Raw genomic sequence first — 24,580 nt, 5'->3', positions numbered from 1 at the left:
TGCATCGCCGATGGTAGTGTGGAGCTTCTCCATGTGAGAGTAGGTCATCGTCAAGATTCAAACCCAGAACCCCTGATCGCTCTGCGATCGGGGGTTTTGCTTTGCGCGAAATAAAAACCCTTTCGTTTTCTATGCACTCTGGGTTCGCATGGCTATCATGCGTGCCTCTTTGCCTGGTGATACGTTCATGCTGACGCTGCTAAGACTTCTCGCTGATGGTGGCTTCCACTCCGGACAGGTCCTGGGTGATGTGCTGGGTGTCAGTCGCAGTGCTGTCTGGAAGCAACTCCAGCAACTGGAATCTGAACTGGGGCTTGAGGTGCACAAAGTGCGTGGTCGCGGCTACAGGCTTGCAAGCCCTGTCTCCCTTCATGATCGCCAATCGATCATTGGCAGCGGACTTCCGCCAGGCTGGTCTGTGACCGTGCTGGAAAGCGTCGACTCCACCAATGCCGAAGCGGCGCGATTGATCTCGACTGATACTGCGCTTCCTGCTCTGGTCGTGGCCGAACGCCAGACAGTAGGGAGAGGCCGACGTGGCAGAAAATGGGTCAGCCCTTTCGGTGAGAATCTGTATTTCAGTCTGTTGCTGCGTATCGACGGCGGCATGCGTCAACTTGAGGGCCTGAGCTTGCTTGTGGGCCTTGCTGTCGTCGATGTTCTTCATGAGATGGGCATCAAGGGGGCGGGGCTCAAGTGGCCCAATGACGTCCTTGTAGGGCGTCGCAAGCTTGCAGGCATCCTGCTTGAGTTGATGGGCGACCCGGCAGATGTCTGTCATGTTGTCATTGGTATCGGGATCAATATCAATATGCAGGTGGCCGCTGAAGTTGATCAGTCCTGGACATCCCTGCGCCTGGAAACGGGACGGATCTGTGACCGCAATGAAATGGCGGCAAGACTTGCGCGGACACTGGAAGCCTATTTGCTTCGTCACCAGCAACAAGGCTTTTCAGTCTTTCAGTCAGCCTGGGAGCGAAACCATTTGTGGCAGGGGCGTGAGGTGTCGCTGTTGAGTGGTTCGGACAGCGTGCAGGGCCGGGTCCTGGGAATTGATGCGCTTGGCGCCTTACGCCTGGAGGTCGACGGCGTGGAAAAAAGCTTTAGTGGTGGCGAGCTCAGCCTGAGGTTGCGTGATGATACTTGAACTCGACTGTGGCAATAGCTTCATCAAGTGGCGTGTAACAGAGAAAGGCGAAGACTCGATCAGGGCGGGCGGTGTAGTAGGGTCGGATGAGGCATTGCTGGAACAATTGGCTGGCCTGCCTGCGCTGGAGTTGAATCACTGTCGCCTGGTCAGTGTGCGTACTGCTGAAGAGACTGAAAAGCTCATTGCCGGCCTGCGAAAGGCTTTTTCATTGTCCCCTGTGTGCGCAGTGCCGGCCCACCAGTTGGCCGGCGTGACAAATGGCTACGAAGACCATGAGCGTCTCGGGCTTGACCGCTGGTTGGCTTTGGTCGCGGGCTATCACCTGGCGGGCAAGGCGTGCCTGATCATCGATCTGGGCACTGCGGTGACATCGGATTTCGTCAACGCCGGAGGTGAGCACCTGGGCGGCTTTATATGCCCTGGTATGCCCCTCATGCGCAATCAGCTACGTACCCACACGCGACGTATACGCTATGACGCTGATGCAGCGGTTCGGGCACTGACCAGCTTCGAGCCTGGCCGCGCGACTGCAGAGGCTGTCGAGCGCGGCTGTTCATTGATGTTGCGCGGATTTGTCCAGGCCCAGCTGGAGATTGCCAAAGAGCGCTGGGATGATGATTTTGTCGTGTTTGTGACTGGTGGTGATGCTGCCCTGGTCGAGGGCGTCATTCCCGGGGCTCGGGTCGTGCCTGATCTGGTGTTTATCGGTCTGGCGTTGGCCTGTCCCCTGCGTTGAGGTATGTATGCGTTGGTTATTTCTTTTGCTGTTGATGCTCAATGTGTTTTATTTCGTGTGGCATCAGCAAGAGGCTCCGTTGCGGGCCAAGGAGATCTTGCCGCTGTCATTGGCGCGTCCTGCTCAGCAGGATATTCGTCTGCTCAGTGAGTCGGAGGCGATGGCGGGTCGAGAGGAGCGGGCCGAGTGCCTGTACCTTGGCGGCCTTGTGCGGGTAGAGGACGCCCGGGCGGTCGAGCAACGCTTGAACAGCCTGGATATCCATTCGCGCTTTCATGCGCGTCAATCGGCTGCCGGCACCGTTTACTGGTTGGGTGTGGCCCCGGAGAGTCGTCGTCTGGTCGGCGAGGGGTTGCTGGCACAACTGACCCAGGACTTTCCGCAGTTAAAAAACAGAATAATGTCGTGCGAGGGGGTTGCAGGCGCTGAGTAGTTTGCATAGAATGGCGCCCGCTCCACAGTGAGACGCAAGTCTGAAATGTGAAGCAAAACTGGTCAATGCATGTAACCTCAAGATTTTATTGAGAAAATGGTTGACAAGAGGTTGGCAAGAGTTGAAAATGCTGACCACATAAGGAGGGGTTCCCGAGCGGCCAAAGGGATCAGACTGTAAATCTGACGTCTACGACTTCGAAGGTTCGAATCCTTCTCCCTCCACCAGATTTAGCTGAAATTGCAAGTTCCGCGGGTGTAGTTTAGTGGTAGAACCTCAGCCTTCCAAGCTGATGATGCGGGTTCGATTCCCGCCACCCGCTCCAGAATTGCAATGAATGCAACGTGTTTCGCTCTTGTAGCTCAGTTGGTAGAGCACACCCTTGGTAAGGGTGAGGTCAGCGGTTCAAATCCGCTCAAGAGCTCCAATATCAGAGGCAGATATGCAAATATCTGCCTTTGTTTTAAGCGATCGATCTCCCCTGTGAGTCGTTGCTTAAGCCTTGATTCGGGGTGTGCGTGAGGTTTGCGCATCATTGCTGCGAATAAGGTGTTGTAAAAATCTCGTCGGGTCAGCATAATGGTCGGCCTGATTTTGCTTTTAGGTCAGTAGCTCAATTGGCAGAGCGACGGTCTCCAAAACCGTAGGTTGGGGGTTCGATTCCCTCCTGACCTGCCAGATTCCTTCGATATCTGGCTTTCTTTTCACAGGGTCTCCGTAGATGAATCCCAAGGCTGAAGCATCAGACTCTCGCTTTGACTTGCTGAAGTGGCTCCTGGTAGTCCTTCTGGTGGTCGTGGGTGTCGTCGGTAATCAGTATTACTCGGCGCAGCCTATCCTGTATCGCGTTCTCGTTCTCCTGGTTATTGCTGCTGCTGCTGCGTTTGTCGCATTGCAGACGGGCAAGGGCAAGGCTTTCTTTACGCTCGCGAAAGAAGCTCGTACAGAGATCCGTAAAGTCGTATGGCCTACGCGCCAGGAAACCGGCCAGACCACACTCATTGTTGTGGCGGTGGTTCTGGTTATGGCGCTGCTGTTGTGGGGGCTCGATTCCCTGCTCGGTTGGCTTGTTTCCTTGATAGTTGGCTAAGGGTGTCCCGTGGCTAAGCGTTGGTACGTAGTGCATGCTTACTCGGGTTACGAGAAGCATGTCATGCGCTCGTTGGTCGAGCGTGTGAAGCTGGCAGGCATGGAAGAAGGCTTCGGCGAAATTCTGGTCCCCACTGAAGAAGTGGTCGAGATGCGCAATGGCCAGAAGCGCAAGAGTGAGCGTAAATTCTTCCCTGGCTATGTGCTGGTCCAGATGGAAATGAACGAAGGTACCTGGCACTTGGTCAAGGATACCCCTCGTGTCATGGGTTTCATTGGCGGTACGGCTGACAAGCCTGCCCCCATTACCGACAAGGAAGCGGAAGCCATCCTGCGTCGTGTTGCTGATGGTAGCGACAAGCCGAAGCCCAAGACCCTGTTTGAACCGGGCGAGGTCGTTCGTGTTACGGACGGTCCGTTCGCTGACTTCAACGGCACTGTCGAAGAAGTTAACTACGAAAAGAGCCGTATTCAAGTGGCTGTGCTCATTTTCGGTCGCTCTACGCCTGTAGAGCTTGAGTTTAGTCAGGTCGAAAAGGTCTGATCAAACCGCGTCCTATACCCCGCAGCCCAAGGCTGTGGGGTTTTTTCGTCACTAGGATATACGTAACACACCGGGGAGCCTTCACTGGCGCTTGTACCCGTAACTGGAGTGCCTCATGGCCAAGAAGATAACTGCATACATCAAGCTGCAAGTGAAAGCCGCTCAGGCTAACCCAAGCCCACCTGTTGGTCCGGCTCTGGGTCAGCACGGCGTGAACATCATGGAATTCTGCAAAGCCTTCAACGCCCGTACCCAGGGTCTTGAGCCAGGCCTGCCGACGCCAGTGATCATCACTGTCTATAGCGACCGTAGCTTCACTTTCGAAACCAAAAGCACCCCTGCTTCGGTTCTGCTGAAGAAAGCTGCAGGCCTGACCAGCGGTTCGGCTCGTCCGAACACCGTCAAGGTCGGCACCGTTACCCGTGCTCAGCTCGAAGAGATCGCCAAGACCAAAAGTGCCGATCTGACTGCAGCTGACCTCGATGCAGCCGTGCGTACCATCGCCGGTTCTGCTCGTAGCATGGGCCTTAACGTGGAGGGTGTGTAATGGCTAAGTTGACCAAGCGTCAAAAGGCAATCGCCAGCAAGCTCGAAGCTGGCAAAGTCTACAATTTCGTTGATGCTGCCGGCCTGCTGGTCGAGCTGTCGACTGTAAAATTCAACGAGTCTTTCGACGTTGCCGTTAACCTGGGCGTCGATCCTCGTAAGTCCGACCAGGTCGTACGTAGCGCTACCGTGCTGCCGCATGGCACTGGCAAGACCGTTCGCGTTGCCGTGTTCACCCAGGGCCCGGCTGCTGAAGCCGCTCTGGCTGCCGGCGCCGATCGCGTTGGCATGGACGACCTGGCTGCCGAAATGAAAGCCGGCGACCTGAACTACGACGTGGTCATCGCATCCCCGGATGCCATGCGCGTTGTAGGTCAGCTGGGTCAGATCCTCGGTCCTCGTGGCCTGATGCCTAACCCGAAGGTCGGCACTGTCAGCCCTGACGTTGCCAACGCTGTGCGTAACGCCAAGGCCGGTCAGGTTCGCTACCGCACCGACAAGAACGGCATCATCCACACTTCCGTTGGCAAGGTCGGTTTCGACGCTGTCAAGCTGAAGGAAAACGTTGAAGCCCTGATCGCTGACCTCAAGCGCATCAAGCCTGCTTCCTCGAAAGGTATCTACGTCAAGCGCATTACCCTGAGCACCACTATGGGCCCAGGTCTGGTCATTGATCAGAGCTCGCTCGACGCGTAAGACAAAGATGGCGCGGCATGCCGTGCCATCGACATATTGGGGTCCCTGCCTGGCGGGGGCTGTCCAAGACCGTAGGCGGCGCAAGCCTTAAACCTCAAGCCTACGCAGATGGTGCTCCCGGTTCCTTACCGAATCAGACACCAAAACGACATCCGGCCTCGGTTGGATGAAACGGTAACAAGCAGGAGTTAAACCCGTGGCAATTAAACTCGAAGACAAGAAGGCCATCGTCGCTGAAGTCAACGAGGCTGCCAAAGTCGCTCTGTCCGCTGTCGTGGCTGATGCCCGTGGTGTAACAGTAGGCGCGATGACCGGACTCCGTAAAGAGGCTCGTGAAGCTGGCGTATACGTGCGTGTCGTACGTAACACCCTGCTCAAGCGCGCTGTTGCTGACACTGACTACAGTGTCCTCAGCGATGCGTTCACCGGCCCGACCTTGATCGCGTTCTCCAACGAACATCCGGGCGCTGCTGCCCGCCTGTTCAAAGAGTTCGCCAAAGGTCAGGACAAGTTCGAGATCAAGGCAGCTGCGTTCGAGGGCAAGTTCCTCGCAGCTAATCAGATCGATGTACTGGCAACCTTGCCGACCCGCGACGAAGCCATTTCGCAGCTGATGAGCGTGATCCAAGGCGCTACCAGCAAGCTGGCTCGTACTCTGGCGGCTGTTCGCGACCAGAAAGAAGCTGCCGCAGCCTGAGGCTGAGCAATTCTTTTCGCGTATTTGTGTTTATTTTGATGGTCGCGTAGGCCGTCCCCCAATTCAGGAAATTGAGTCATGTCCATCTCTCAAGAAGATATCCTTAACGCCGTTGCTGAAATGTCGGTTCTGCAGGTTGTTGAACTGATCAAGGCGTTCGAAGAGAAGTTCGGCGTTACCGCTGCTGCCGCTTCCGCTGCTGGCCCGGCTGCCGCTGCTGCCGTTGTTGAAGAGCAAACCGAATTCAACGTCATGCTGCTGGAAGCTGGCGAGAAGAAAGTTAACGTCATCAAGGCAGTACGTGAACTGACCGGTCTGGGCCTGAAAGAAGCCAAGGCCGTCGTTGACGGCGCTCCAGCCATGGTGCTGGAAGCTGTTGCCAAAGACGCAGCTGACAAAGCCAAAGCTGCTCTGGAAGAAGCAGGCGCCAAAGTCGAGCTGAAATAAGCATCGACCTTGAACGTCCAGCCCAAGCGTTAAGCAGACGGCTGATGGCTGGTGGCTCTTGCCACCGGCCTTTTTTCCGTTATAGACGACTGGCCAGGCCATCGCTATAGCGTGCAGGTACCACCAAAAGGGTGGCGCAGACCAAGGGGTTTGCACGATTTTCTGGCTGCTTCCGTCGGAGGGAGCCAAACAAGCAGGTGACCAAGCTGGGGAACGCTGATGGCTTACTCATACACTGAGAAAAAACGTATCCGCAAGGACTTTAGCAAGTTGCCGGACGTAATGGATGTGCCGTATCTCCTGGCCATCCAGCTGGATTCTTATCGTGAATTCCTGCAAGCAGGAGCGACCAAAGATCAGTTCCGCGACGTCGGTCTTCACGCAGCCTTCAAATCCGTTTTCCCGATCATCAGCTACTCCGGCAATGCTGCGCTGGAGTATGTAGGTTATCGCTTGGGCGAACCGGCATTTGATGTCAAAGAGTGCGTGTTGCGTGGTGTGACTTACGCTGTACCTCTGCGGGTCAAGGTCCGTCTGATCATTTTCGACAAAGAATCGTCGAACAAAGCGATCAAGGACATCAAAGAGCAAGAAGTCTACATGGGTGAAATTCCCCTGATGACTGAAAACGGTACCTTCGTCATCAACGGTACTGAGCGCGTCATCGTGTCCCAGCTGCACCGTTCGCCTGGTGTGTTCTTCGACCACGACCGTGGCAAGACTCACAGCTCCGGCAAGCTGCTCTACTCCGCGCGCATCATTCCGTACCGTGGCTCCTGGCTGGACTTCGAGTTCGATCCAAAGGACTGCGTATTCGTCCGTATCGACCGTCGTCGCAAGTTGCCGGCGTCCGTATTGCTGCGCGCGCTCGGTTATACCACCGAGCAGGTTCTCGATACGTTCTACACCACCAACGTTTTCCACGTCCGTGACCAGGGCCTGAGCCTCGAGCTGGTGCCTCAGCGCCTGCGCGGTGAAGTCGCCGCCCTGGACATCCTGGACGAAAACGGCAAGGTGATTGTCGAGCAGGGTCGCCGTATCACTGCCCGTCACATCAACCAGCTGGAAAAAGCCGGTATCAAAGAGCTGGAAGTGCCTCTGGACTACGTCCTGGGACGCACCACCGCCAAGGTCATCGTGCATCCGGCTACCGGCGAAATCATCGCCGAGTGCAACACCGAGCTGACCACCGACCTGCTGGTGAAAATCGCCAAGGCCCAGGTTGTGCGCATCGAAACGTTGTACACCAACGACATCGATTGCGGTCCGTTCGTCTCCGACACATTGAAGATCGACTCCACGAGCAACCAGCTCGAAGCGCTGGTCGAGATCTATCGCATGATGCGTCCTGGCGAGCCGCCAACCAAGGATGCCGCCGAGACGCTGTTCAACAACCTGTTCTTCAGTGCCGAGCGCTACGACCTGTCGGCCGTGGGCCGCATGAAGTTCAACCGTCGTATCGGTCGTACCGAAATCGAAGGTTCGGGCGTGCTGTGCAAGGAAGATATCGTTGCCGTCCTCAAGACGCTGGTCGATATCCGTAACGGCAAAGGCATCGTCGACGACATCGACCACCTGGGTAACCGTCGCGTTCGTTGCGTTGGCGAGATGGCCGAGAACCAGTTCCGTGTAGGCCTGGTGCGTGTCGAGCGTGCGGTCAAGGAACGTCTGTCGATGGCCGAAAGCGAAGGCCTGATGCCACAGGACCTGATCAACGCCAAGCCGGTTGCGGCGGCGGTGAAAGAGTTCTTCGGCTCCAGCCAGCTTTCCCAGTTCATGGACCAGAACAACCCGCTGTCCGAGATCACGCACAAGCGTCGCGTTTCGGCTCTCGGCCCTGGCGGTCTGACCCGTGAGCGCGCCGGCTTCGAAGTGCGTGACGTGCACCCGACCCACTACGGTCGTGTCTGCCCGATCGAGACCCCTGAAGGTCCGAACATCGGTCTGATCAACTCGCTGGCCGCTTACGCCCGCACCAACCAGTACGGCTTCCTGGAAAGCCCGTACCGTGTGGTCAAGGACGCGCTGGTGACCGACGAGATCGTCTTCCTGTCGGCGATCGAAGAGGCTGACCACGTCATTGCGCAGGCCTCTGCCGCAATGAACGACGAGAAGATCCTGATCGACGAGCTGGTGGCTGTTCGTCACTTGAACGAATTCACCGTCAAGGCACCTGCCGACGTCACCCTGATGGACGTATCGCCCAAGCAGGTTGTCTCGGTGGCGGCCTCGCTGATTCCGTTCCTCGAGCACGACGACGCCAACCGTGCGTTGATGGGGTCGAACATGCAGCGTCAGGCTGTTCCGACACTGCGCGCCGACAAGCCGCTGGTCGGTACCGGCATGGAGCGCAACGTGGCACGCGACTCCGGCGTTTGCGTCGTGGCACGCCGTGGCGGTGTGATCGACTCCGTCGATGCCAGCCGTATCGTGGTACGCGTTGCCGATGACGAAGTCGAAACCGGTGAGGCAGGTGTAGATATCTACAACCTGACCAAATACACCCGTTCGAACCAGAACACCTGCATCAACCAGCGTCCGCTGGTCAGCCGCGGCGACGTGGTCAAGCGTCACGACATCATGGCCGATGGTCCGTCCACCGACATGGGTGAACTGGCTCTGGGCCAGAACATGCGCATCGCGTTCATGGCGTGGAACGGCTTCAACTTCGAAGACTCCATCTGCCTGTCCGAGCGTGTGGTCCAGGAAGACCGCTTCACCACGATCCACATTCAGGAACTGACCTGTGTGGCGCGTGACACCAAGCTTGGGCCAGAGGAAATCACTGCCGACATCCCGAACGTGGGTGAAGCGGCACTGAACAAGCTGGACGAAGCCGGTATCGTTTACGTAGGTGCCGAAGTCGGCGCCGGCGACATCCTGGTCGGCAAGGTCACTCCGAAAGGCGAGACCCAGCTGACACCGGAAGAAAAACTGCTGCGTGCGATCTTCGGCGAGAAGGCCAGCGACGTTAAAGACACCTCCCTGCGTGTGCCAACCGGCACCAAGGGTACGGTCATCGACGTACAGGTCTTCACCCGTGATGGTGTCGAGCGTGACGCGCGCGCCCTGTCGATCGAGAAGTCCCAGCTCGACGAGATCCGCAAGGACCTCAACGAAGAGTTCCGCATCGTCGAAGGTGCAACCTTCGAGCGTCTGCGTTCCGCGCTGGTCGGTCGTACTGTCGAAGGCGGTGCCGGTCTGCGCAAAGGCCAGGACATCACCGACGAGATCCTCAACGGTCTGGAGCATGGTCAGTGGTTCAAACTGCGCATGACCGAAGACGCGCTGAACGAGCAGCTGGAAAAGGCCCAGGCCTACATCGTTGATCGTCGCCGTCTGCTCGATGACAAGTTCGAAGACAAGAAGCGCAAGCTGCAGCAAGGTGATGACCTGGCTCCAGGCGTGCTGAAGATCGTCAAGGTCTACCTGGCCATCCGTCGTCGCATCCAGCCAGGCGACAAGATGGCTGGTCGTCACGGTAACAAGGGTGTCGTCTCGGTGATCATGCCGGTCGAAGACATGCCGCACGATGCCAACGGTACGCCGGTCGACATCGTTCTGAACCCGTTGGGCGTACCTTCGCGTATGAACGTCGGCCAGATCCTTGAAACCCACCTGGGCCTCGCGGCCAAGGGCCTGGGCGAGAAGATCAACCGCATGCTCGAAGAGCAGCGCAAGGTCATCGAGCTGCGCAAGTTCCTGACCGAGATCTACAACGAGATCGGCGGTCGTCAGGAAAGCCTGGACGAATTCACCGACCAGGAAATCCTGGATCTGGCGAAGAACCTGCGCAACGGCGTTCCAATGGCCACCCCGGTGTTCGACGGTGCCAAGGAAAGCGAAATCAAGGCCATGCTCAAACTGGCAGACATGCCGGAAAGCGGCCAGATGCAACTGTTCGATGGTCGCACCGGCAACAAGTTCGAGCGCCATGTGACCGTTGGCTACATGTACATGCTGAAGCTGAACCACTTGGTGGACGACAAGATGCACGCGCGTTCCACTGGTTCCTACAGCCTGGTTACCCAGCAGCCGCTGGGTGGTAAGGCGCAGTTCGGTGGTCAGCGTTTCGGGGAGATGGAAGTGTGGGCGCTGGAAGCATACGGCGCTGCGTACACTCTGCAAGAAATGCTCACAGTCAAGTCGGACGATGTGAACGGTCGGACCAAGATGTACAAGAACATCGTGGACGGCGATCACCGTATGGAGCCGGGCATGCCCGAGTCTTTCAACGTGTTGATCAAAGAGATTCGTTCCCTCGGTATCGATATCGATCTGGAAACCGAATAACACGTGACGCGAATGGGGGCAGGGCGGTAATGCCTGCTCCTTGCTCCGCCAGGAGGAAAGGCCTTGAAAGACCTACTGAATTTGCTGAAAAACCAGGGTCAAGTCGAAGAGTTCGACGCCATCCGTATCGGATTGGCCTCGCCCGAGATGATCCGCTCATGGTCGTTCGGCGAAGTTAAAAAGCCGGAAACCATCAACTACCGTACGTTCAAGCCTGAGCGTGACGGCTTGTTCTGCGCCAAGATCTTTGGCCCGGTCAAGGATTACGAGTGCCTGTGCGGCAAGTACAAGCGCCTGAAGCACCGTGGTGTGATCTGCGAGAAGTGCGGCGTTGAAGTCGCCCTGGCCAAGGTTCGTCGTGAGCGCATGGCGCACATCGAGCTGGCTTCGCCGGTTGCCCACATCTGGTTCCTGAAATCGCTGCCGTCCCGTATCGGTTTGCTGATGGACATGACCCTGCGTGATATCGAGCGCGTTCTCTACTTCGAGAGCTACGTCGTTATCGACCCGGGCATGACCACCCTGGAAAAAGGCCAGCTGCTGAACGACGAGCAGTACTTCGAAGCCCTCGAAGAGTTCGGTGACGACTTCGACGCCCGCATGGGTGCCGAAGCTGTTCGCGAGCTGCTGCACGCCATTGACCTGGAACACGAGATTGGCCGCCTGCGCGAAGAAATTCCGCAAACCAACTCCGAAACCAAGATCAAGAAGCTGTCCAAGCGCCTGAAGTTGATGGAAGCCTTCCAGGGCTCCGGCAACCTGCCTGAGTGGATGGTGTTGACCGTTCTGCCGGTTCTGCCGCCAGACCTGCGTCCACTGGTCCCGCTCGACGGTGGCCGTTTCGCGACCTCCGATCTGAACGATCTGTACCGTCGCGTCATCAACCGTAACAACCGTCTGAAGCGCCTGCTGGATCTGTCGGCCCCTGACATCATCGTGCGCAACGAAAAGCGCATGCTGCAGGAAGCTGTCGATGCGCTGCTCGATAACGGTCGTCGCGGTCGCGCCATCACCGGTTCCAACAAGCGTCCTCTGAAATCCCTGGCTGACATGATCAAGGGTAAGCAGGGTCGTTTCCGTCAGAACCTGCTCGGCAAGCGCGTTGACTACTCGGGTCGTTCGGTTATTACCGTAGGCCCGACCCTGCGCCTGCACCAGTGCGGTCTTCCCAAGAAGATGGCCCTGGAGCTGTTCAAGCCGTTCATCTTCGGCAAGCTGGAAATGCGTGGCCTGGCCACGACGATCAAGGCTGCCAAGAAGATGGTCGAGCGCGAGCTGCCGGAAGTGTGGGACGTTCTCGCCGAAGTGATTCGCGAACACCCCGTACTGCTCAACCGTGCGCCGACGCTTCACCGTCTGGGTATCCAGGCGTTCGAGCCGGTTCTCATCGAAGGCAAGGCGATCCAGCTGCACCCGCTGGTCTGTGCGGCGTACAACGCCGACTTCGACGGCGACCAGATGGCCGTTCACGTACCGCTGACGCTGGAAGCCCAGCTCGAAGCGCGTGCGCTGATGATGTCGACCAACAACATCCTGTCGCCTGCGAGCGGTGAGCCGATCATCGTTCCTTCCCAGGACGTTGTACTGGGTCTGTACTACATGACCCGTGAGGCGATCAACGTCAAGGGCGAAGGCCGTGTGTTTGCCGACCTGCAGGAAGTCGACCGTGTATTCCGCGCCGGCGAAGCTGCGCTGCACGCCAAGGTCAAGGTTCGTATCAACGAAACCGTGAACGATCGTGATGGTGGCAGCGTCAAGAACACCCGTATCGTCGACACCACCGTCGGCCGTGCGCTGCTGTTCCAGGTCGTGCCGCCAGGCCTGTCCTATGACGTCGTCAACCAGCCGATGAAGAAGAAGGCGATCTCCAAGCTGATCAACCAGTGCTACCGCGTGGTTGGTTTGAAAGAGACCGTGATCTTCGCTGACCAGCTGATGTACACCGGTTTCGCCTACTCGACCATTTCGGGTGTTTCCATCGGTGTTAACGACTTCGTTATCCCTGATGAAAAGGCGCGCATCATCGATGCCGCCACCGATGAAGTGAAAGAGATCGAAAGCCAGTACGCTTCGGGTCTGGTGACCCAGGGCGAGAAGTACAACAAGGTGATCGACCTCTGGTCCAAGGCCAACGACGAGGTCTCCAAGGCCATGATGTCGAACCTCTCGAAAGAGAAGGTCATCGACCGTCACGGCGTTGAAGTGGACCAGGAATCGTTCAACTCGATGTACATGATGGCCGACTCCGGCGCCCGGGGTTCCGCGGCCCAGATTCGTCAGCTGGCCGGTATGCGTGGTCTGATGGCCAAGCCGGACGGCTCGATCATCGAGACGCCGATCACCGCGAACTTCCGCGAAGGTCTGAGCGTACTGCAGTACTTCATCTCGACGCACGGTGCTCGTAAGGGTCTTGCGGATACCGCCCTGAAAACGGCGAACTCCGGTTACCTGACCCGTCGTCTGGTCGACGTGGCACAAGACCTGGTCGTGACCGAAGTCGATTGCGGTACCGAACACGGCCTGCTGATGACCCCGCACATTGAAGGCGGCGACGTGGTCGAGCCGTTGGGTGAGCGTGTACTGGGTCGTGTCATTGCCCGTGACGTGTTCAAGCCTGGCACTGAAGAAGTCATCGTTCCGGCCGGTACGCTGGTCGACGAGAAGTGGGTCGAGTTCATCGAACTCAACAGCATCGACGAAGTGATCGTTCGCTCGCCGATCAGCTGTGAAACCCGTTTCGGTATCTGCTCGAGCTGCTACGGTCGCGACCTGGCTCGCGGTCACCAGGTGAACATCGGTGAAGCGGTCGGCGTTATCGCTGCCCAGTCCATCGGTGAGCCGGGTACCCAGCTGACCATGCGTACGTTCCACATCGGTGGTGCGGCCAGCCGTACTTCCGCTGCCGACAGCGTTCAGGTCAAGAATGGCGGTACCGTTCGTCTGCACAACCTCAAGCACGTAGAGCGTGTGGATGGTCACCTGGTTGCGGTTTCCCGTTCCGGTGAGCTGGCCATCGCTGACGACTTCGGTCGTGAGCGCGAGCGCTATAAGCTGCCATACGGTGCCGTGATTTCCGTGAAGGAAGGCGACAAGGTCGACGCTGGCTCCATCGTGGCCAAGTGGGACCCGCACACCCACCCGATCGTTACCGAAATGAAAGGTACCGTGACCTACGTGGGCATGGAAGAAGGCATCACCATCAAGCGTCAGACCGACGAATTGACGGGTATGACCAACATCGAAGTACTCGATGCCAAGGACCGTCCGGCAGCCGGCAAGGACATCCGTCCTGCGGTCAAGATGGTCGGCCTCGATGGCAAGGATCTGCTGCTGCCAGGTACTGACGTACCGGCCCAGTACTTCCTGCCGGCGAACGCCCTGGTCAACGTCGCTGACGGTGCCCAGATCGCGATCGGTGACGTTATCGCGCGTATCCCGCAAGAGACGTCGAAGACCCGTGACATCACCGGTGGTCTGCCGCGTGTTGCCGACCTGTTCGAAGCCCGTCGCCCGAAAGAAGCGTCGATCCTGGCTGAGGTCAGCGGTACCATTGCGTTCGGCAAGGAAACCAAAGGCAAGCGCCGTCTGGTCATTACCCCTGTCGATGGCAGCGAGCCGTACGAAGAGCTGATTCCGAAGTGGCGCCACCTGAACGTGTTCGAAGGCGAACAGGTCAACCGCGGCGAAGTCATCTCCGACGGCCCGAGCGATCCGCACGATATCCTGCGTCTGCTGGGTGTGAGCGCGCTGGCCAAGTACATCGTCAACGAGATCCAGGACGTTTACCGTCTGCAGGGCGTGAAGATCAACGACAAGCACATCGAGACGATTCTGCGTCAGATGCTGCGTAAGGTTGAGCTGAGCGAAGTCGGCGATTCCAGCTTCATCAAAGGCGACCAGGTCGAGCTCACGCACGTACTGGTCGAGAACGAGCGCCTGTCGAGCGAAGATAAATTCGTCGCCAAGTACGCCCGTGTATTGCTGGGTATTACCAAGGCGTCGCTGTCGACCGAGTCGTTCATTTCCGCGGCCTCCTTCCAGGAGACCACCCGCGTACTGACCGAAGCGGCCGTCACCGGCAAGCGCGACTACCTGCGCGGCCTGAAGGAAAACGTTGTCGTGGGTCGTCTGATCCCGGCCGGTACCGGTCTGGCTTATCACAGCGAGCGCAAGCGTCGTCGTGAAATGGACAAACCTCAGCGTGTAAGCGCGAGCGAAGTCGAAGCCGCCCTGACCGAAGCGTTGAACTCCAGCGGTAACTGAAGATAAGGCCCCGATCGTTTCCTGTGATTTCCGACCGCTTGATGGTCGTCGGGAATTGCAGGAAGAGGTCGGGGCTTTGCCTTGACTGGGGGCTCGATCCTCTTTAGACTCTTGTACCCCTAAATTTGGCAGGGCTTGAAGCTCTGCCATTTGCTTTCTTGTCGACAATAGCGTCGCAAGACAACAGTGGAGCTAGTAGATGGCAACTATCAACCAGCTGGTACGTCAGCCGCGCAAGCGTATCGTCGAGAAATCCGACGTTCCTGCGCTGCAGAACTGCCCGCAACGTCGTGGCGTGTGCACTCGCGTGTACACCACTACGCCGAAAAAACCTAACTCGGCACTGCGTAAAGTCTGCCGTGTGCGCCTGACCAACGGTTTCGAGGTTTCCTCGTACATCGGTGGTGAAGGTCACAACCTGCAAGAGCACAGCGTGGTCCTGATCCGTGGCGGTCGTGTAAAAGACTTGCCAGGTGTTCGTTACCACACCGTTCGCGGTTCCCTGGATACTTCCGGCGTCAAAGGTCGTAACCAAGGCCGTTCGAAATACGGTACCAAAAAGCCTAAGGCCTAAGTGCTTCGGGTTTTTGATTGATTTTGCAGAATTTCATTTTTTTGAGTCGATAAGAGTAAGGTCGGACGCATTCATCAACCAATGCCTGTTCCGAGCTAACCTGAAGACCGTTTGAGGGCTTATCCATGCCGAGAAGACGCGTAGCAGCCAAGCGCGAAGTGCTTGACGATCCAAAATACGGAAGCCAGATCCTGGCCAAGTTCATGAACCACGTGATGGAAAGCGGCAAGAAAGCCGTTGCCGAGCGTATCGTTTATGGCGCCCTGGACAAGGTTAAAGAGCGCAAGAACAGCGACCCCCTGGAAATCTTCGAGAAAGCTCTCGACGCCATCGCTCCGCTGGTCGAAGTGAAGTCGCGCCGTGTTGGCGGTGCGACCTACCAGGTTCCTGTCGAAGTTCGTCCGTCTCGCCGTAACGCGCTGGCAATGCGCTGGCTGGTAGACTTCGCCCGTAAGCGTGGCGAGAAGTCTATGGCTCTGCGCCTGGCTGGCGAACTGCTGGACGCTGCCGAAGGCAAGGGTGCTGCAGTGAAGAAGCGTGAAGACGTTCACCGTATGGCCGAAGCCAACAAGGCTTTCTCGCACTACCGCTTCTAATCGCCGCATCAATATTTTTGCGAGGGCTTTATGGCTCGTACTACACCGATCAACCGCTACCGTAACATTGGTATCGTCGCTCACGTGGATGCTGGTAAAACCACCACCACCGAGCGCGTCCTTTTTTACACCGGCAAAAGCCACAAAATGGGCGAGGTGCATGACGGCGCCGCGACCACAGACTGGATGGTGCAGGAGCAGGAGCGTGGTATTACCATTACTTCTGCTGCTATTACCGCCTTCTGGCAGGGTTCCGAGAAGCAGCACAAGGACCAATACCGCTTCAACGTCATTGACACCCCGGGCCACGTAGACTTCACCATTGAAGTTGAGCGTTCCCTGCGTGTTCTCGACGGCGCGGTCGTTGTGTTCTGTGGTACTTCGGGTGTCGAGCCTCAGTCCGAAACCGTATGGCGTCAGGCCAACAAGTACGGTGTTCCACGTCTTGTCTACGTCAACAAGATGGACCGTGCCGGTGCTGACTTCCTGCGCGTAGTCGGTCAGATCAAGCAGCGCCTGGGTCACACCCCGGTGCCGATCCAGCTGGCTATCGGTTCTGAAGACAACTTCCAGGGTCAGATCGATCTGATGTCCATGGAAGCGGTCTACTGGAACGATTCCGACAAGGGCATGGTCCCACGTCGCGAGCCGATCCCGGCCGAATTGCAGGAACTGGCTGAAGAGTGGCGCAGCAACATGGTCGAGGCTGCTGCCGAAGCCAACGAAGAGCTGATGAACAAGTACCTCGAAGGTGAAGAGCTCACCAACGAAGAAATCAAGCTCGCTCTGCGTCAGCGCACCATCGCTGGTGAGATCGTTCTGGCTGTCTGCGGTTCTTCGTTCAAGAACAAGGGTGTTCCCCTGGTTCTCGACGCCGTGATCGACTACCTGCCGGCCCCGGTCGACATTCCCGCCATCAAGGGTACTGACCCGGATGACGAGACCAAGGACCTGGAGCGTCATGCAGACGACAACGAGCCGTTCTCGGCCTTGGCGTTCAAGATCGCTACCGACCCATTCGTGGGTACCCTGACCTTCGTCCGCGTCTACTCGGGCGTGTTGGCCTCCGGCGACGGCGTGATCAACTCGGTAAAAGGCAAGAAAGAGCGCGTGGGTCGTATGGTGCAAATGCACGCAAACGCCCGCGAAGAGATCAAGGAAGTGCGCGCTGGCGACATCGCGGCCCTGATCGGCATGAAGGACGTCACCACCGGTGAAACCTTGTGCAACGCTGACAAGCCAATCATCCTGGTTCGCATGGACTTCCCGGAGCCGGTTATTTCGGTTGCCGTTGAGCCAAAGACCAAGGATGACCAGGAAAAAATGGGTATCGCACTGGGCAAGCTTGCTCAGGAAGACCCTTCTTTCCGTGTCAAGACTGATGAAGAGACTGGTCAGACGATCATCTCCGGCATGGGCGAGTTGCACCTGGACATCCTGGTCGACCGTATGCGCCGCGAGTTCAACGTTGAAGCCAACATCGGTAAGCCTCAGGTTTCCTATCGTGAGCGCATCACGAAGAACTGTGAAATCGAAGGCAAGTTCGTTCGTCAGTCCGGTGGTCGCGGCCAGTTTGGTCACTGCTGGATCCGTTTTGCACCTGCTGACGAAGGTCAGGAAGGTCTGCAATTCGTGAACGAGGTCGTGGGTGGCGTGGTTCCTAAGGAATACATCCCGGCTATCCAGAAGGGCATTGAAGAGCAGATGAAGAACGGCGTCGTTGCCGGCTATCCGCTGATCGGCCTGAAGGCTACTGTGTTTGATGGTTCTTACCACGACGTCGACTCGAACGAGATGGCGTTTAAGGTGGCTGCCTCCATGGCGACCAAGCAACTGGCCCAGAAGGGCGGTGGTGAGTTGCTTGAGCCGATCATGGCGGTAGAGGTTGTTACGCCTGAAGACTATATGGGTGATGTCATGGGCGACCTTAACCGTCGTCGCGGCATGATTCTGGGTATGGAAGATACGGTGTCCGGCAAGGTGATTCGTGCCGAGGTTCCGTTGGGCGAAATGTTCGGTTATGCGACCGACGTTCGTTCCATGTCTCAGGGTCGCGCAAGCTACTCTATGGAATTCAAAAAATACAATACAGCTCCGTCGCACATCGTCGAAACTGTAACCAAAAAACAAGGCTGATTAGCTGAGTTAATCCCCCTTTAGGCTAGGAGTTCACTGTCGTGGCTAAAGAAAAATTTCAACGTAACAAACCGCACGTCAACGTAGGCACCATCGGTCACGTCGACCACGGTAAAACCACTCTGACTGCTGCTCTGACTCGCGTTTGCTCCGAAGTTTTCGGTTCGGCAAAAGTTGACTTCGACAAGATCGACAGCGCGCCAGAAGAAAAAGCTCGTGGTATCACCATCAACACCGCTCACGTTGAATACGATTCGGCCGTGCGTCACTACGCGCACGTTGACTGCCCAGGTCACGCCGACTACGTAAAAAACATGATCACCGGTGCTGCCCAGATGGACGGCGCGATCCTGGTTTGCTCGGCTGCCGATGGCCCGATGCCACAAACCCGTGAGCACATCCTGCTGTCCCGTCAGGTTGGCGTTCCGTACATCGTTGTCTTCCTGAACAAGGCTGACATGGTTGACGACGCAGAGCTGCTGGAACTGGTCGAGATGGAAGTTCGCGATCTGCTGAGCACCTACGACTTCCCAGGTGATGACACTCCAATCATCATCGGTTCGGCTCTGATGGCTCTGAACGGCCAGGACGACAACGAAATGGGTACCTCGGCCGTCAAGAAGCTGGTCGAGACTCTGGACACCTACATCCCAGAGCCAGTTCGTGCGATCGACAAGCCGTTCCTGATGCCAATCGAAGACGTGTTCTCGATCTCGGGTCGCGGTACTGTTGTAACCGGTCGTGTTGAGCGTGGCATCATCAAGATCCAGGAAGAAGTGGAAATCGTGGGTCTGCGTGATACCACCAAGACTACTTGCACTGGCGTCGAGATGTTCCGCAAGCTGCTGGACGAAGGCCGTGCTGGTGAGAACTGCGGCGTTCTGCTGCGTGGCACCAAGCGTGACGACGTTGAGCGTGGCCAGGTTCTGGTCAAGCCAGGCACCGTCAAGCCGCACACTCAGTTCGAAGCTGAAATCTATGTTCTGAGCAAAGAAGAAGGTGGCCGTCACACGCCATTCTTCAAAGGCTACCGTCCACAGTTCTACTTCCGTACTACCGACGTAACCGGTAGCTGCGAACTGCCGGAAGGCGTAGAGATGGTCATGCCAGGTGATAACGTCAAAGTTGCCGTTACCCTGATCAAGCCAATCGCTATGGAAGACGGTCTGCGTTTCGCCATTCGTGAAGGCGGTCGTACCGTCGGCGCCGGCGTCGTGGCCAAAATCATCGCCTAAGCGTTGATTTGAAGAAAAAGCCCCCGCCTTGCGGGGGCTTTTTTATTTGGTTGACACTGTCCAAGGGCGTCTATAGAATTGCGCCTCCTTTAATCGGGCCTATTGCGCTCGGTGGGAATAGCAATCGGAGTCTGGAATCCAATGCAAAATCAACAAATCCGTATCAGGTTGAAGGCTTTCGACCATCGCCTGATCGACCAATCGACCCAGGAAATCGTGGAAACCGCGAAACGTACTGGTGCACAGGTGCGTGGTCCTATTCCACTGCCTACCCGTAAGGAGCGGTTCACCGTTCTGGTTTCCCCGCACGTCAACAAAGACGCGCGCGACCAGTACGAAATCCGCACTCACAAGCGCGTCCTGGATATCGTCCAGCCAACGGATAAAACCGTTGACGCTCTTATGAAGCTGGATCTTGCGGCCGGTGTGGAAGTACAGATCAGCCTCGGCTAAGACTTGGGTCTTAGTCGTGTAACGCTCTGAAATGGGCGGCCATAGCGGGTGAAAGCCCCGTACACTCATGAGGTTTATAACATGACTATTGGTGTAGTCGGGCGTAAGTGTGGGATGACCCGCATTTTCACCGAAGAAGGTGTCTCCATTCCGGTCACGGTCATTGAGATCGAGCCGAATCGCGTCACTCAGTTCAAAACCGAAGAAACCGATGGCTATCGTGCAGTGCAAGTCACTGTCGGCGAGCGTCGTGCTTCGCGTGTGACCGCAGCTCAGGCGGGTCACTTCGCCAAGGCCAACGTTGCTGCAGGTCGTACCGTCCTGGAATTCCGTCTTGAAGAAGGCGAATACAAGGCTGGTGATCTGATCAATGCCGAAATCTTTGCCGCAGGCCAACTGGTAGATGTTACCGGTCAGTCCAAGGGTAAGGGCTTCGCGGGTACTATCAAGCGCTGGAACTTCCGCGGCCAAGATAACACCCACGGCAACTCGGTCTCCCACCGCGTCCCGGGCTCTATCGGCCAGTGCCAGACTCCTGGTCGTGTATTCAAGGGCAAGAAAATGTCCGGTCATATGGGCGCTGAGCGCGTGACCGTGCAGTCCCTTGAAGTAGTGCGCGTGGACGCTGAACGCAACCTGCTGCTGGTCAAGGGTGCCGTTCCTGGCGCTACTGGCGGCAATCTGGTTGTACGTCCAGCAGCCAAGGCTCGCGGTTAAGGGGAAGCTGACATGCAATTAAACGTAAATGACGCTCAGGCAATCGAAGTTTCCGAACTGACATTTGGCGGCGAATTCAACGAGACGCTGGTGCACCAGGCAGTCGTGGCCTACATGGCTGGCGGTCGTCAGGGCAGCAAGCAGCAAAAGACCCGTTCCGACGTATCCGGTGGCGGTAAGCGCCCTTGGCGTCAGAAAGGTACTGGCCGTGCTCGTGCCGGTACTATCCGCAGCCCAATCTGGCGCGGCGGCGGCACCACTTTCGCAGCGCGTCCTCAGGATCACTCGCAGAAGCTCAACAAGAAGATGTATCGCGCAGCACTGCGCTCCATCCTCGCTGAGCTGGTACGTACTGATCGCCTGGTCGTGGTTCAGGACTTCTCCGTAGAAGCGCCGAAAACCAAAGACCTGCTGGGCAAGCTGAACGACATGGGTCTCACCGACGTCCTGATCGTTTCTGACGCCGTTGACCAGAATCTGTACCTGGCTGCTCGCAACCTGCCGCACGTCGACGTACGTGACGTACAGGGTTCCGATCCGGTCAGTCTGATCGCATACGACAAGGTTCTGATTACCGTGTCGGCCGTGAAGAAATTCGAGGAGCTGCTGGGATGAACCAGGAACGCGTATTTAAAGTTCTGCTTGGCCCGCATGTTTCCGAGAAGGCCACAGTTCTGGCTGACAAGAAAGGTCAGTTCGTATTCAAGGTTGCGACCGATGCAACCAAGCTTGAAATCAAGAAGGCTGTCGAAGCGCTGTTCAGCGTGAAGGTAGAGCGCGTCACGACCCTGAATGTTCTGGGTAAGACAAAGCGTACTGCTCGCGGTCTGGGCAAGCGTAATGACTGGAAGAAGGCAGTTATCTCCCTTCAGCCAGGCCAAGATCTCGATTTCAGCAGCAGTGCTGAGTAAGGAAGGGGTGCATCATGGCAATCGTTAAATGCAAACCGACTTCCCCTGGCCGCCGTTTTGTGGTCAAGGTGGTCAACAAGGAGCTGCATAAAGGCGCTCCTCACGCACCGCTGCTCGAGAAAAAATCGAAGTCTGGTGGTCGTAACAACAATGGTCGTATCACTACTCGTCACATTGGTGGTGGTCACAAGCAGCATTACCGTCTGGTCGACTTCCGTCGCAACGACAAGGATGGCATCGCTGCCATCGTCGAGCGTATCGAATACGATCCAAACCGTACTGCTCACATTGCCCTGCTGCGTTATGCAGACGGCGAGCGTCGCTACATCATCGCCCCTAAAGGCGTGAGTGCAGGCGACCAGCTGATCTCCGGTGCCCTGGCTCCAATCAAGCCTGGTAACACTCTGCAGCTTCGCAGCATCCCGGTCGGTAGCACCATTCACGCTATCGAGCTCAAGCCTGGTAAAGGTGCTCAGATCGCACGTTCCGCTGGCGCATCCGCTCAGCTGATCGCTCGTGAAGGTGTCTACGTGACTCTGCGTCTTCGCTCCGGCGAAATGCGTAAAGTACTGGCTGAGTGCCGTGCAACGCTGGGTGAAGTCTCGAACTCCGAGCACAGCCTGCGTTCGCTGGGTAAAGCTGGTGCCAAACGCTGGCGTGGCGTTCGCCCAACCGTTCGTGGTGTTGCCATGAACCCGGTTGACCACCCACATGGTGGTGGTGAAGGTCGTACCTCCGGTGGTCGTCATCCGGTATCGCCATGGGGCTTCCCAACCAAGGGTGCGAAGACTCGTGGTAATAAGCGTACCGACAAAATGATCGTCCGTCGTCGCAAGTAAATAGAGGGATACGACAGTGCCACGTTCTCTGAAAAAAGGTCCTTTTATTGATCTTCACCTACTGAAGAAGATCGAAGTGGCGGCGGAGAAGAACGATCGCAAACCAGTTAAGACCTGGTCTCGTCGTTCGATCATCCTGCCACAAATGGTCGGTCTGACCATCGCAGTACACAACGGCCGCCAACACGTACCAGTTCTGGTAAGTGAAGACATGGTTGGCCATAAACTGGGCGAGTTTGCCGGTACCCGTACTTATCGCGGGCACGTGGCAGACAAGAAAGCCAAGCGTTAAGGGGTAAGGAACGATGGAAGTAGCCGCTAAGTTGTCGGGCGCTCGAATCTCCGCCCAGAAAGCCCGCTTGGTCGCCGACCAGATTCGCGGGAAGAAGGTGGGCGAGGCGCTCAACCTGTTGGCTTTCAGCAGCAAAAAAGCCGCTGAGATCCTGAAAAAATTGCTGGAGTCGGCCGTAGCCAACGCCGAGCATAACGAAGGCGCAGACGTTGATGACCTGAAGGTCTCCACCGTTTTCGTCAACGAAGGGCGTTCGCTGAAGCGCATCATGCCACGTGCCAAAGGCCGTGCTGATCGCATCGTCAAGCGGTCTTGCCATATCACTGTCAAGGTTGCTGACAAGTAACGGAGTCGAAGAGATGGGTCAGAAAGTACATCCCATTGGCATTCGCCTGGGAATCGTCAAGGAGCACACCTCCGTCTGGTACGCAGACGGCCGCACTTATGCAGACTACCTGTTGGCAGATCTGAAAGTGCGTGAGTACCTCCAGGACAAATTAAAAAGCGCGTCCGTAAGCCGTATCGATATCCATCGTCCGGCTCAGACAGCACGCATCACCATCCACACCGCTCGTCCCGGCATCGTGATCGGCAAGAAGGGTGAGGATGTTGAAAAACTGCGTCAGGACCTGACCAAGCAAATGGGTGTGCCCGTGCACATCAATATCGAAGAGATCCGCAAGCCGGAACTCGACGGTATGCTGGTTGCCCAGAGCGTTGCTCAGCAGCTGGAGCGTCGTGTGATGTTCCGTCGCGCCATGAAGCGCGCCGTACAGAACGCCATCCGCATTGGTGCCAAGGGCATCAAGATCCAGGTGAGCGGTCGTCTCGGCGGTGCTGAAATCGCACGTACTGAATGGTATCGCGAAGGGCGTGTGCCACTGCACACCCTGCGTGCCGACATCGACTATGCCACTTACGAAGCTCACACCACCTACGGTGTGATCGGTGTAAAGGTTTGGATCTTCAAAGGCGAAGTAATTGGTGGTCGCCAGGAAGAGCTGAAACCTCAAGCACCAGCGCCTCGTAAAAAAGCTGCCAAGTAAGGGGTACGCCAAATGTTGCAACCAAAGCGTACGAAGTTCCGCAAGCAGATGACCGGCCACAACCGTGGTCTGGCACTGCGCGGTAGCAAGGTCAGCTTCGGCGAATTCGCGCTGAAAGCTGTTGCCCGCGGTCGTCTCACCGCCCGTCAGATCGAGTCGGCACGTCGTGCCCTGACCCGTCACGTAAAACGTGGCGGCAAGATCTGGATCCGTGTATTCCCGGACAAGCCGGTTACCAAGAAGCCTCTCGAAGTGCGGATGGGTAAAGGTAAGGGTTCGGTAGAATACTGGGTTGCCCAGATCCAGCCAGGCAAAGTCCTGTACGAGATCGAAGGTGTTTCTGAAGAGTTGGCGCGTGAGGCATTTGCCTTGGCGGCTGCAAAGCTGCCACTCGCCACCTCCTTTGTTAAGCGGACGGTGATGTGATGAAAGCGAATGAACTTCGTGAGAAATCAGCACAGCAGCTGAACGAGCAATTGCTCGGCCTGCTGCGCGACCAGTTCAATCTGCGTATGCAGAAAGCAACTGGTCAGTTGGGGCAGTCGCACCTGCTCTCGCAAGTTAAGCGTGACATCGCTCGCGTGAAAACTGTGCTCAACCAGCAGGCAGGTAAGTGATCATGGCTGAAGCTGAAAAAACCGTCCGCACGCTGACCGGCCGTGTCGTCAGCGACAAAATGGACAAGACCATCACCGTTTTGATCGAGCGTCGCGTCAAGCACCCGATCTACGGTAAATACGTTAAGCGTTCGACTAAGCTGCACGCGCACGACGAAACCAATCAGTGCCACATCGGCGACAAGGTCACGATTCGTGAAACTCGTCCGGTAGCCAAGACCAAGTCTTGGGCCCTGGTTGAGATCCTCGAACGTGCTGTGGAAGTCTAAG

26 protein-coding genes and 4 tRNA genes are annotated in these 24,580 nt (G+C 57.0%); all 30 read left to right on the top strand.

Translation table 11 applies throughout. The annotated features are described in order from the left end of the window. The first annotated feature begins 187 nt into the window (after window positions 1-187). The 30 genes from birA (at window position 188) to rpsQ (ending at window position 24,579) form a co-directional block, all read left to right on the top strand. A complete protein-coding gene (birA, locus tag ASF84_RS06165; RefSeq protein ID WP_056836325.1) occupies window positions 188-1,147 on the top strand; it encodes a bifunctional biotin--[acetyl-CoA-carboxylase] ligase/biotin operon repressor BirA in 960 nt (319 codons plus the stop codon). After that, window positions 1,137-1,886 (top strand): pantothenate kinase, encoded by a 750-nt coding sequence (locus ASF84_RS06160; protein WP_056836308.1) that lies wholly within the window; start codon window positions 1,137-1,139, stop codon window positions 1,884-1,886. Before birA ends, ASF84_RS06160 begins: the two co-directional genes overlap by 11 nt. 7 nt (window positions 1,887-1,893) lie before the next feature. Beyond that, entirely contained in the window at window positions 1,894-2,319 is a 426-nt protein-coding gene (locus ASF84_RS06155; RefSeq protein WP_056836306.1) for a hypothetical protein, read from the top strand. A gap of 142 nt (window positions 2,320-2,461) precedes the next feature. Then, window positions 2,462-2,546 (top strand) — tRNA-Tyr (locus tag ASF84_RS06150). A gap of 24 nt (window positions 2,547-2,570) precedes the next feature. Beyond that, window positions 2,571-2,644: transfer RNA gene (locus tag ASF84_RS06145), tRNA-Gly, on the top strand. A 26-nt stretch (window positions 2,645-2,670) separates the two neighbouring features. Further along, window positions 2,671-2,746 (top strand) — tRNA-Thr (locus tag ASF84_RS06140). Between the two features lie 175 nt (window positions 2,747-2,921). Next, a tRNA-Trp gene (locus ASF84_RS06135) sits at window positions 2,922-2,997 on the top strand. Between the two features lie 43 nt (window positions 2,998-3,040). Continuing rightward, a complete protein-coding gene (secE, locus tag ASF84_RS06130; protein WP_056836304.1) occupies window positions 3,041-3,409 on the top strand; it encodes a preprotein translocase subunit SecE in 369 nt (122 codons plus the stop codon). 9 nt (window positions 3,410-3,418) lie between these two features. Next, complete coding sequence (gene nusG, locus ASF84_RS06125; protein ID WP_056836301.1) at window positions 3,419-3,952, top strand: transcription termination/antitermination protein NusG; 534 nt, start codon at window positions 3,419-3,421, stop codon at window positions 3,950-3,952. 115 nt (window positions 3,953-4,067) lie between these two features. After that, on the top strand, window positions 4,068-4,499 hold the full coding sequence (rplK, locus tag ASF84_RS06120; protein ID WP_056836299.1) for a 50S ribosomal protein L11: 432 nt from the start codon (window positions 4,068-4,070) through the stop codon (window positions 4,497-4,499). Next, a complete protein-coding gene (rplA, locus tag ASF84_RS06115; RefSeq protein WP_056836297.1) occupies window positions 4,499-5,194 on the top strand; it encodes a 50S ribosomal protein L1 in 696 nt (231 codons plus the stop codon). The genes rplK and rplA overlap by 1 nt, the downstream gene beginning before the upstream one ends. Window positions 5,195-5,390: 196 nt before the next feature. Next, window positions 5,391-5,891, top strand: a complete 501-nt coding sequence (gene rplJ, locus ASF84_RS06110; protein ID WP_056836295.1) for a 50S ribosomal protein L10 — start codon at window positions 5,391-5,393, stop codon at window positions 5,889-5,891. A 78-nt stretch (window positions 5,892-5,969) separates the two neighbouring features. After that, the gene (gene rplL / locus ASF84_RS06105) at window positions 5,970-6,338 is read left to right on the top strand and encodes a 50S ribosomal protein L7/L12 (protein ID WP_056836293.1); all 369 of its coding nucleotides are present in this window, start codon (window positions 5,970-5,972) and stop codon (window positions 6,336-6,338) included. A 219-nt stretch (window positions 6,339-6,557) separates the two neighbouring features. Next, window positions 6,558-10,631, top strand: a complete 4,074-nt coding sequence (gene rpoB / locus ASF84_RS06100; protein WP_056836291.1) for a DNA-directed RNA polymerase subunit beta — start codon at window positions 6,558-6,560, stop codon at window positions 10,629-10,631. 63 nt (window positions 10,632-10,694) lie between these two features. Continuing rightward, window positions 10,695-14,894 (top strand): DNA-directed RNA polymerase subunit beta', encoded by a 4,200-nt coding sequence (rpoC, locus tag ASF84_RS06095; protein WP_056836290.1) that lies wholly within the window; start codon window positions 10,695-10,697, stop codon window positions 14,892-14,894. A gap of 199 nt (window positions 14,895-15,093) precedes the next feature. Next, complete coding sequence (gene rpsL / locus ASF84_RS06090; protein ID WP_056836288.1) at window positions 15,094-15,468, top strand: 30S ribosomal protein S12; 375 nt, start codon at window positions 15,094-15,096, stop codon at window positions 15,466-15,468. A gap of 125 nt (window positions 15,469-15,593) precedes the next feature. Next, window positions 15,594-16,064: a 30S ribosomal protein S7 gene (gene rpsG / locus ASF84_RS06085; RefSeq protein WP_010490886.1), complete on the top strand. Its 471-nt coding sequence runs from the start codon at window positions 15,594-15,596 to the stop codon at window positions 16,062-16,064. Between the two features lie 30 nt (window positions 16,065-16,094). Next, entirely contained in the window at window positions 16,095-18,200 is a 2,106-nt protein-coding gene (fusA, locus tag ASF84_RS06080) for an elongation factor G (protein ID WP_056836286.1), read from the top strand. Between the two features lie 41 nt (window positions 18,201-18,241). Beyond that, window positions 18,242-19,435: an elongation factor Tu gene (gene tuf / locus ASF84_RS06075; protein ID WP_056836284.1), complete on the top strand. Its 1,194-nt coding sequence runs from the start codon at window positions 18,242-18,244 to the stop codon at window positions 19,433-19,435. A 141-nt stretch (window positions 19,436-19,576) separates the two neighbouring features. Continuing rightward, a complete protein-coding gene (gene rpsJ / locus ASF84_RS06070) occupies window positions 19,577-19,888 on the top strand; it encodes a 30S ribosomal protein S10 (RefSeq protein ID WP_003186070.1) in 312 nt (103 codons plus the stop codon). An 81-nt stretch (window positions 19,889-19,969) separates the two neighbouring features. Beyond that, window positions 19,970-20,605 (top strand): 50S ribosomal protein L3, encoded by a 636-nt coding sequence (rplC, locus tag ASF84_RS06065; RefSeq protein ID WP_045484141.1) that lies wholly within the window; start codon window positions 19,970-19,972, stop codon window positions 20,603-20,605. Between the two features lie 12 nt (window positions 20,606-20,617). After that, a complete protein-coding gene (gene rplD, locus ASF84_RS06060) occupies window positions 20,618-21,220 on the top strand; it encodes a 50S ribosomal protein L4 (RefSeq protein ID WP_056836282.1) in 603 nt (200 codons plus the stop codon). Then, entirely contained in the window at window positions 21,217-21,516 is a 300-nt protein-coding gene (gene rplW / locus ASF84_RS06055; RefSeq protein ID WP_056836280.1) for a 50S ribosomal protein L23, read from the top strand. The genes rplD and rplW overlap by 4 nt, the downstream gene beginning before the upstream one ends. A 14-nt stretch (window positions 21,517-21,530) precedes the next feature. Then, window positions 21,531-22,355 carry a 50S ribosomal protein L2 gene (rplB, locus tag ASF84_RS28390; protein ID WP_082481378.1) on the top strand — a complete coding sequence of 275 codons (825 nt, stop codon included), beginning with the start codon at window positions 21,531-21,533 and terminating at the stop codon, window positions 22,353-22,355. 16 nt (window positions 22,356-22,371) lie between these two features. Next, window positions 22,372-22,647: a 30S ribosomal protein S19 gene (gene rpsS / locus ASF84_RS28385; protein WP_082481376.1), complete on the top strand. Its 276-nt coding sequence runs from the start codon at window positions 22,372-22,374 to the stop codon at window positions 22,645-22,647. A 13-nt stretch (window positions 22,648-22,660) separates the two neighbouring features. Beyond that, a complete protein-coding gene (gene rplV / locus ASF84_RS06045; RefSeq protein WP_045484127.1) occupies window positions 22,661-22,993 on the top strand; it encodes a 50S ribosomal protein L22 in 333 nt (110 codons plus the stop codon). 13 nt (window positions 22,994-23,006) lie between these two features. Continuing rightward, the gene (gene rpsC / locus ASF84_RS06040; protein WP_056836276.1) at window positions 23,007-23,693 is read left to right on the top strand and encodes a 30S ribosomal protein S3; all 687 of its coding nucleotides are present in this window, start codon (window positions 23,007-23,009) and stop codon (window positions 23,691-23,693) included. Between the two features lie 12 nt (window positions 23,694-23,705). Further along, window positions 23,706-24,119, top strand: a complete 414-nt coding sequence (rplP, locus tag ASF84_RS06035) for a 50S ribosomal protein L16 (RefSeq protein ID WP_009397508.1) — start codon at window positions 23,706-23,708, stop codon at window positions 24,117-24,119. Next, the gene (gene rpmC, locus ASF84_RS06030) at window positions 24,119-24,310 is read left to right on the top strand and encodes a 50S ribosomal protein L29 (RefSeq protein WP_002555481.1); all 192 of its coding nucleotides are present in this window, start codon (window positions 24,119-24,121) and stop codon (window positions 24,308-24,310) included. Before rplP ends, rpmC begins: the two co-directional genes overlap by 1 nt. 2 nt (window positions 24,311-24,312) lie before the next feature. Continuing rightward, the gene (gene rpsQ / locus ASF84_RS06025) at window positions 24,313-24,579 is read left to right on the top strand and encodes a 30S ribosomal protein S17 (RefSeq protein WP_056836323.1); all 267 of its coding nucleotides are present in this window, start codon (window positions 24,313-24,315) and stop codon (window positions 24,577-24,579) included. Window position 24,580: the final 1 nt, after the last annotated feature.

The sequence above is a fragment of the Pseudomonas sp. Leaf127 genome (assembly GCF_001423155.1).
Classification (GTDB): Bacteria; Pseudomonadota; Gammaproteobacteria; order Pseudomonadales; family Pseudomonadaceae; genus Aquipseudomonas; species Aquipseudomonas ovata.
Note: the sequence above shows the minus strand (reverse complement) of the source record. Positions and strands in the feature narration are given on the sequence as shown.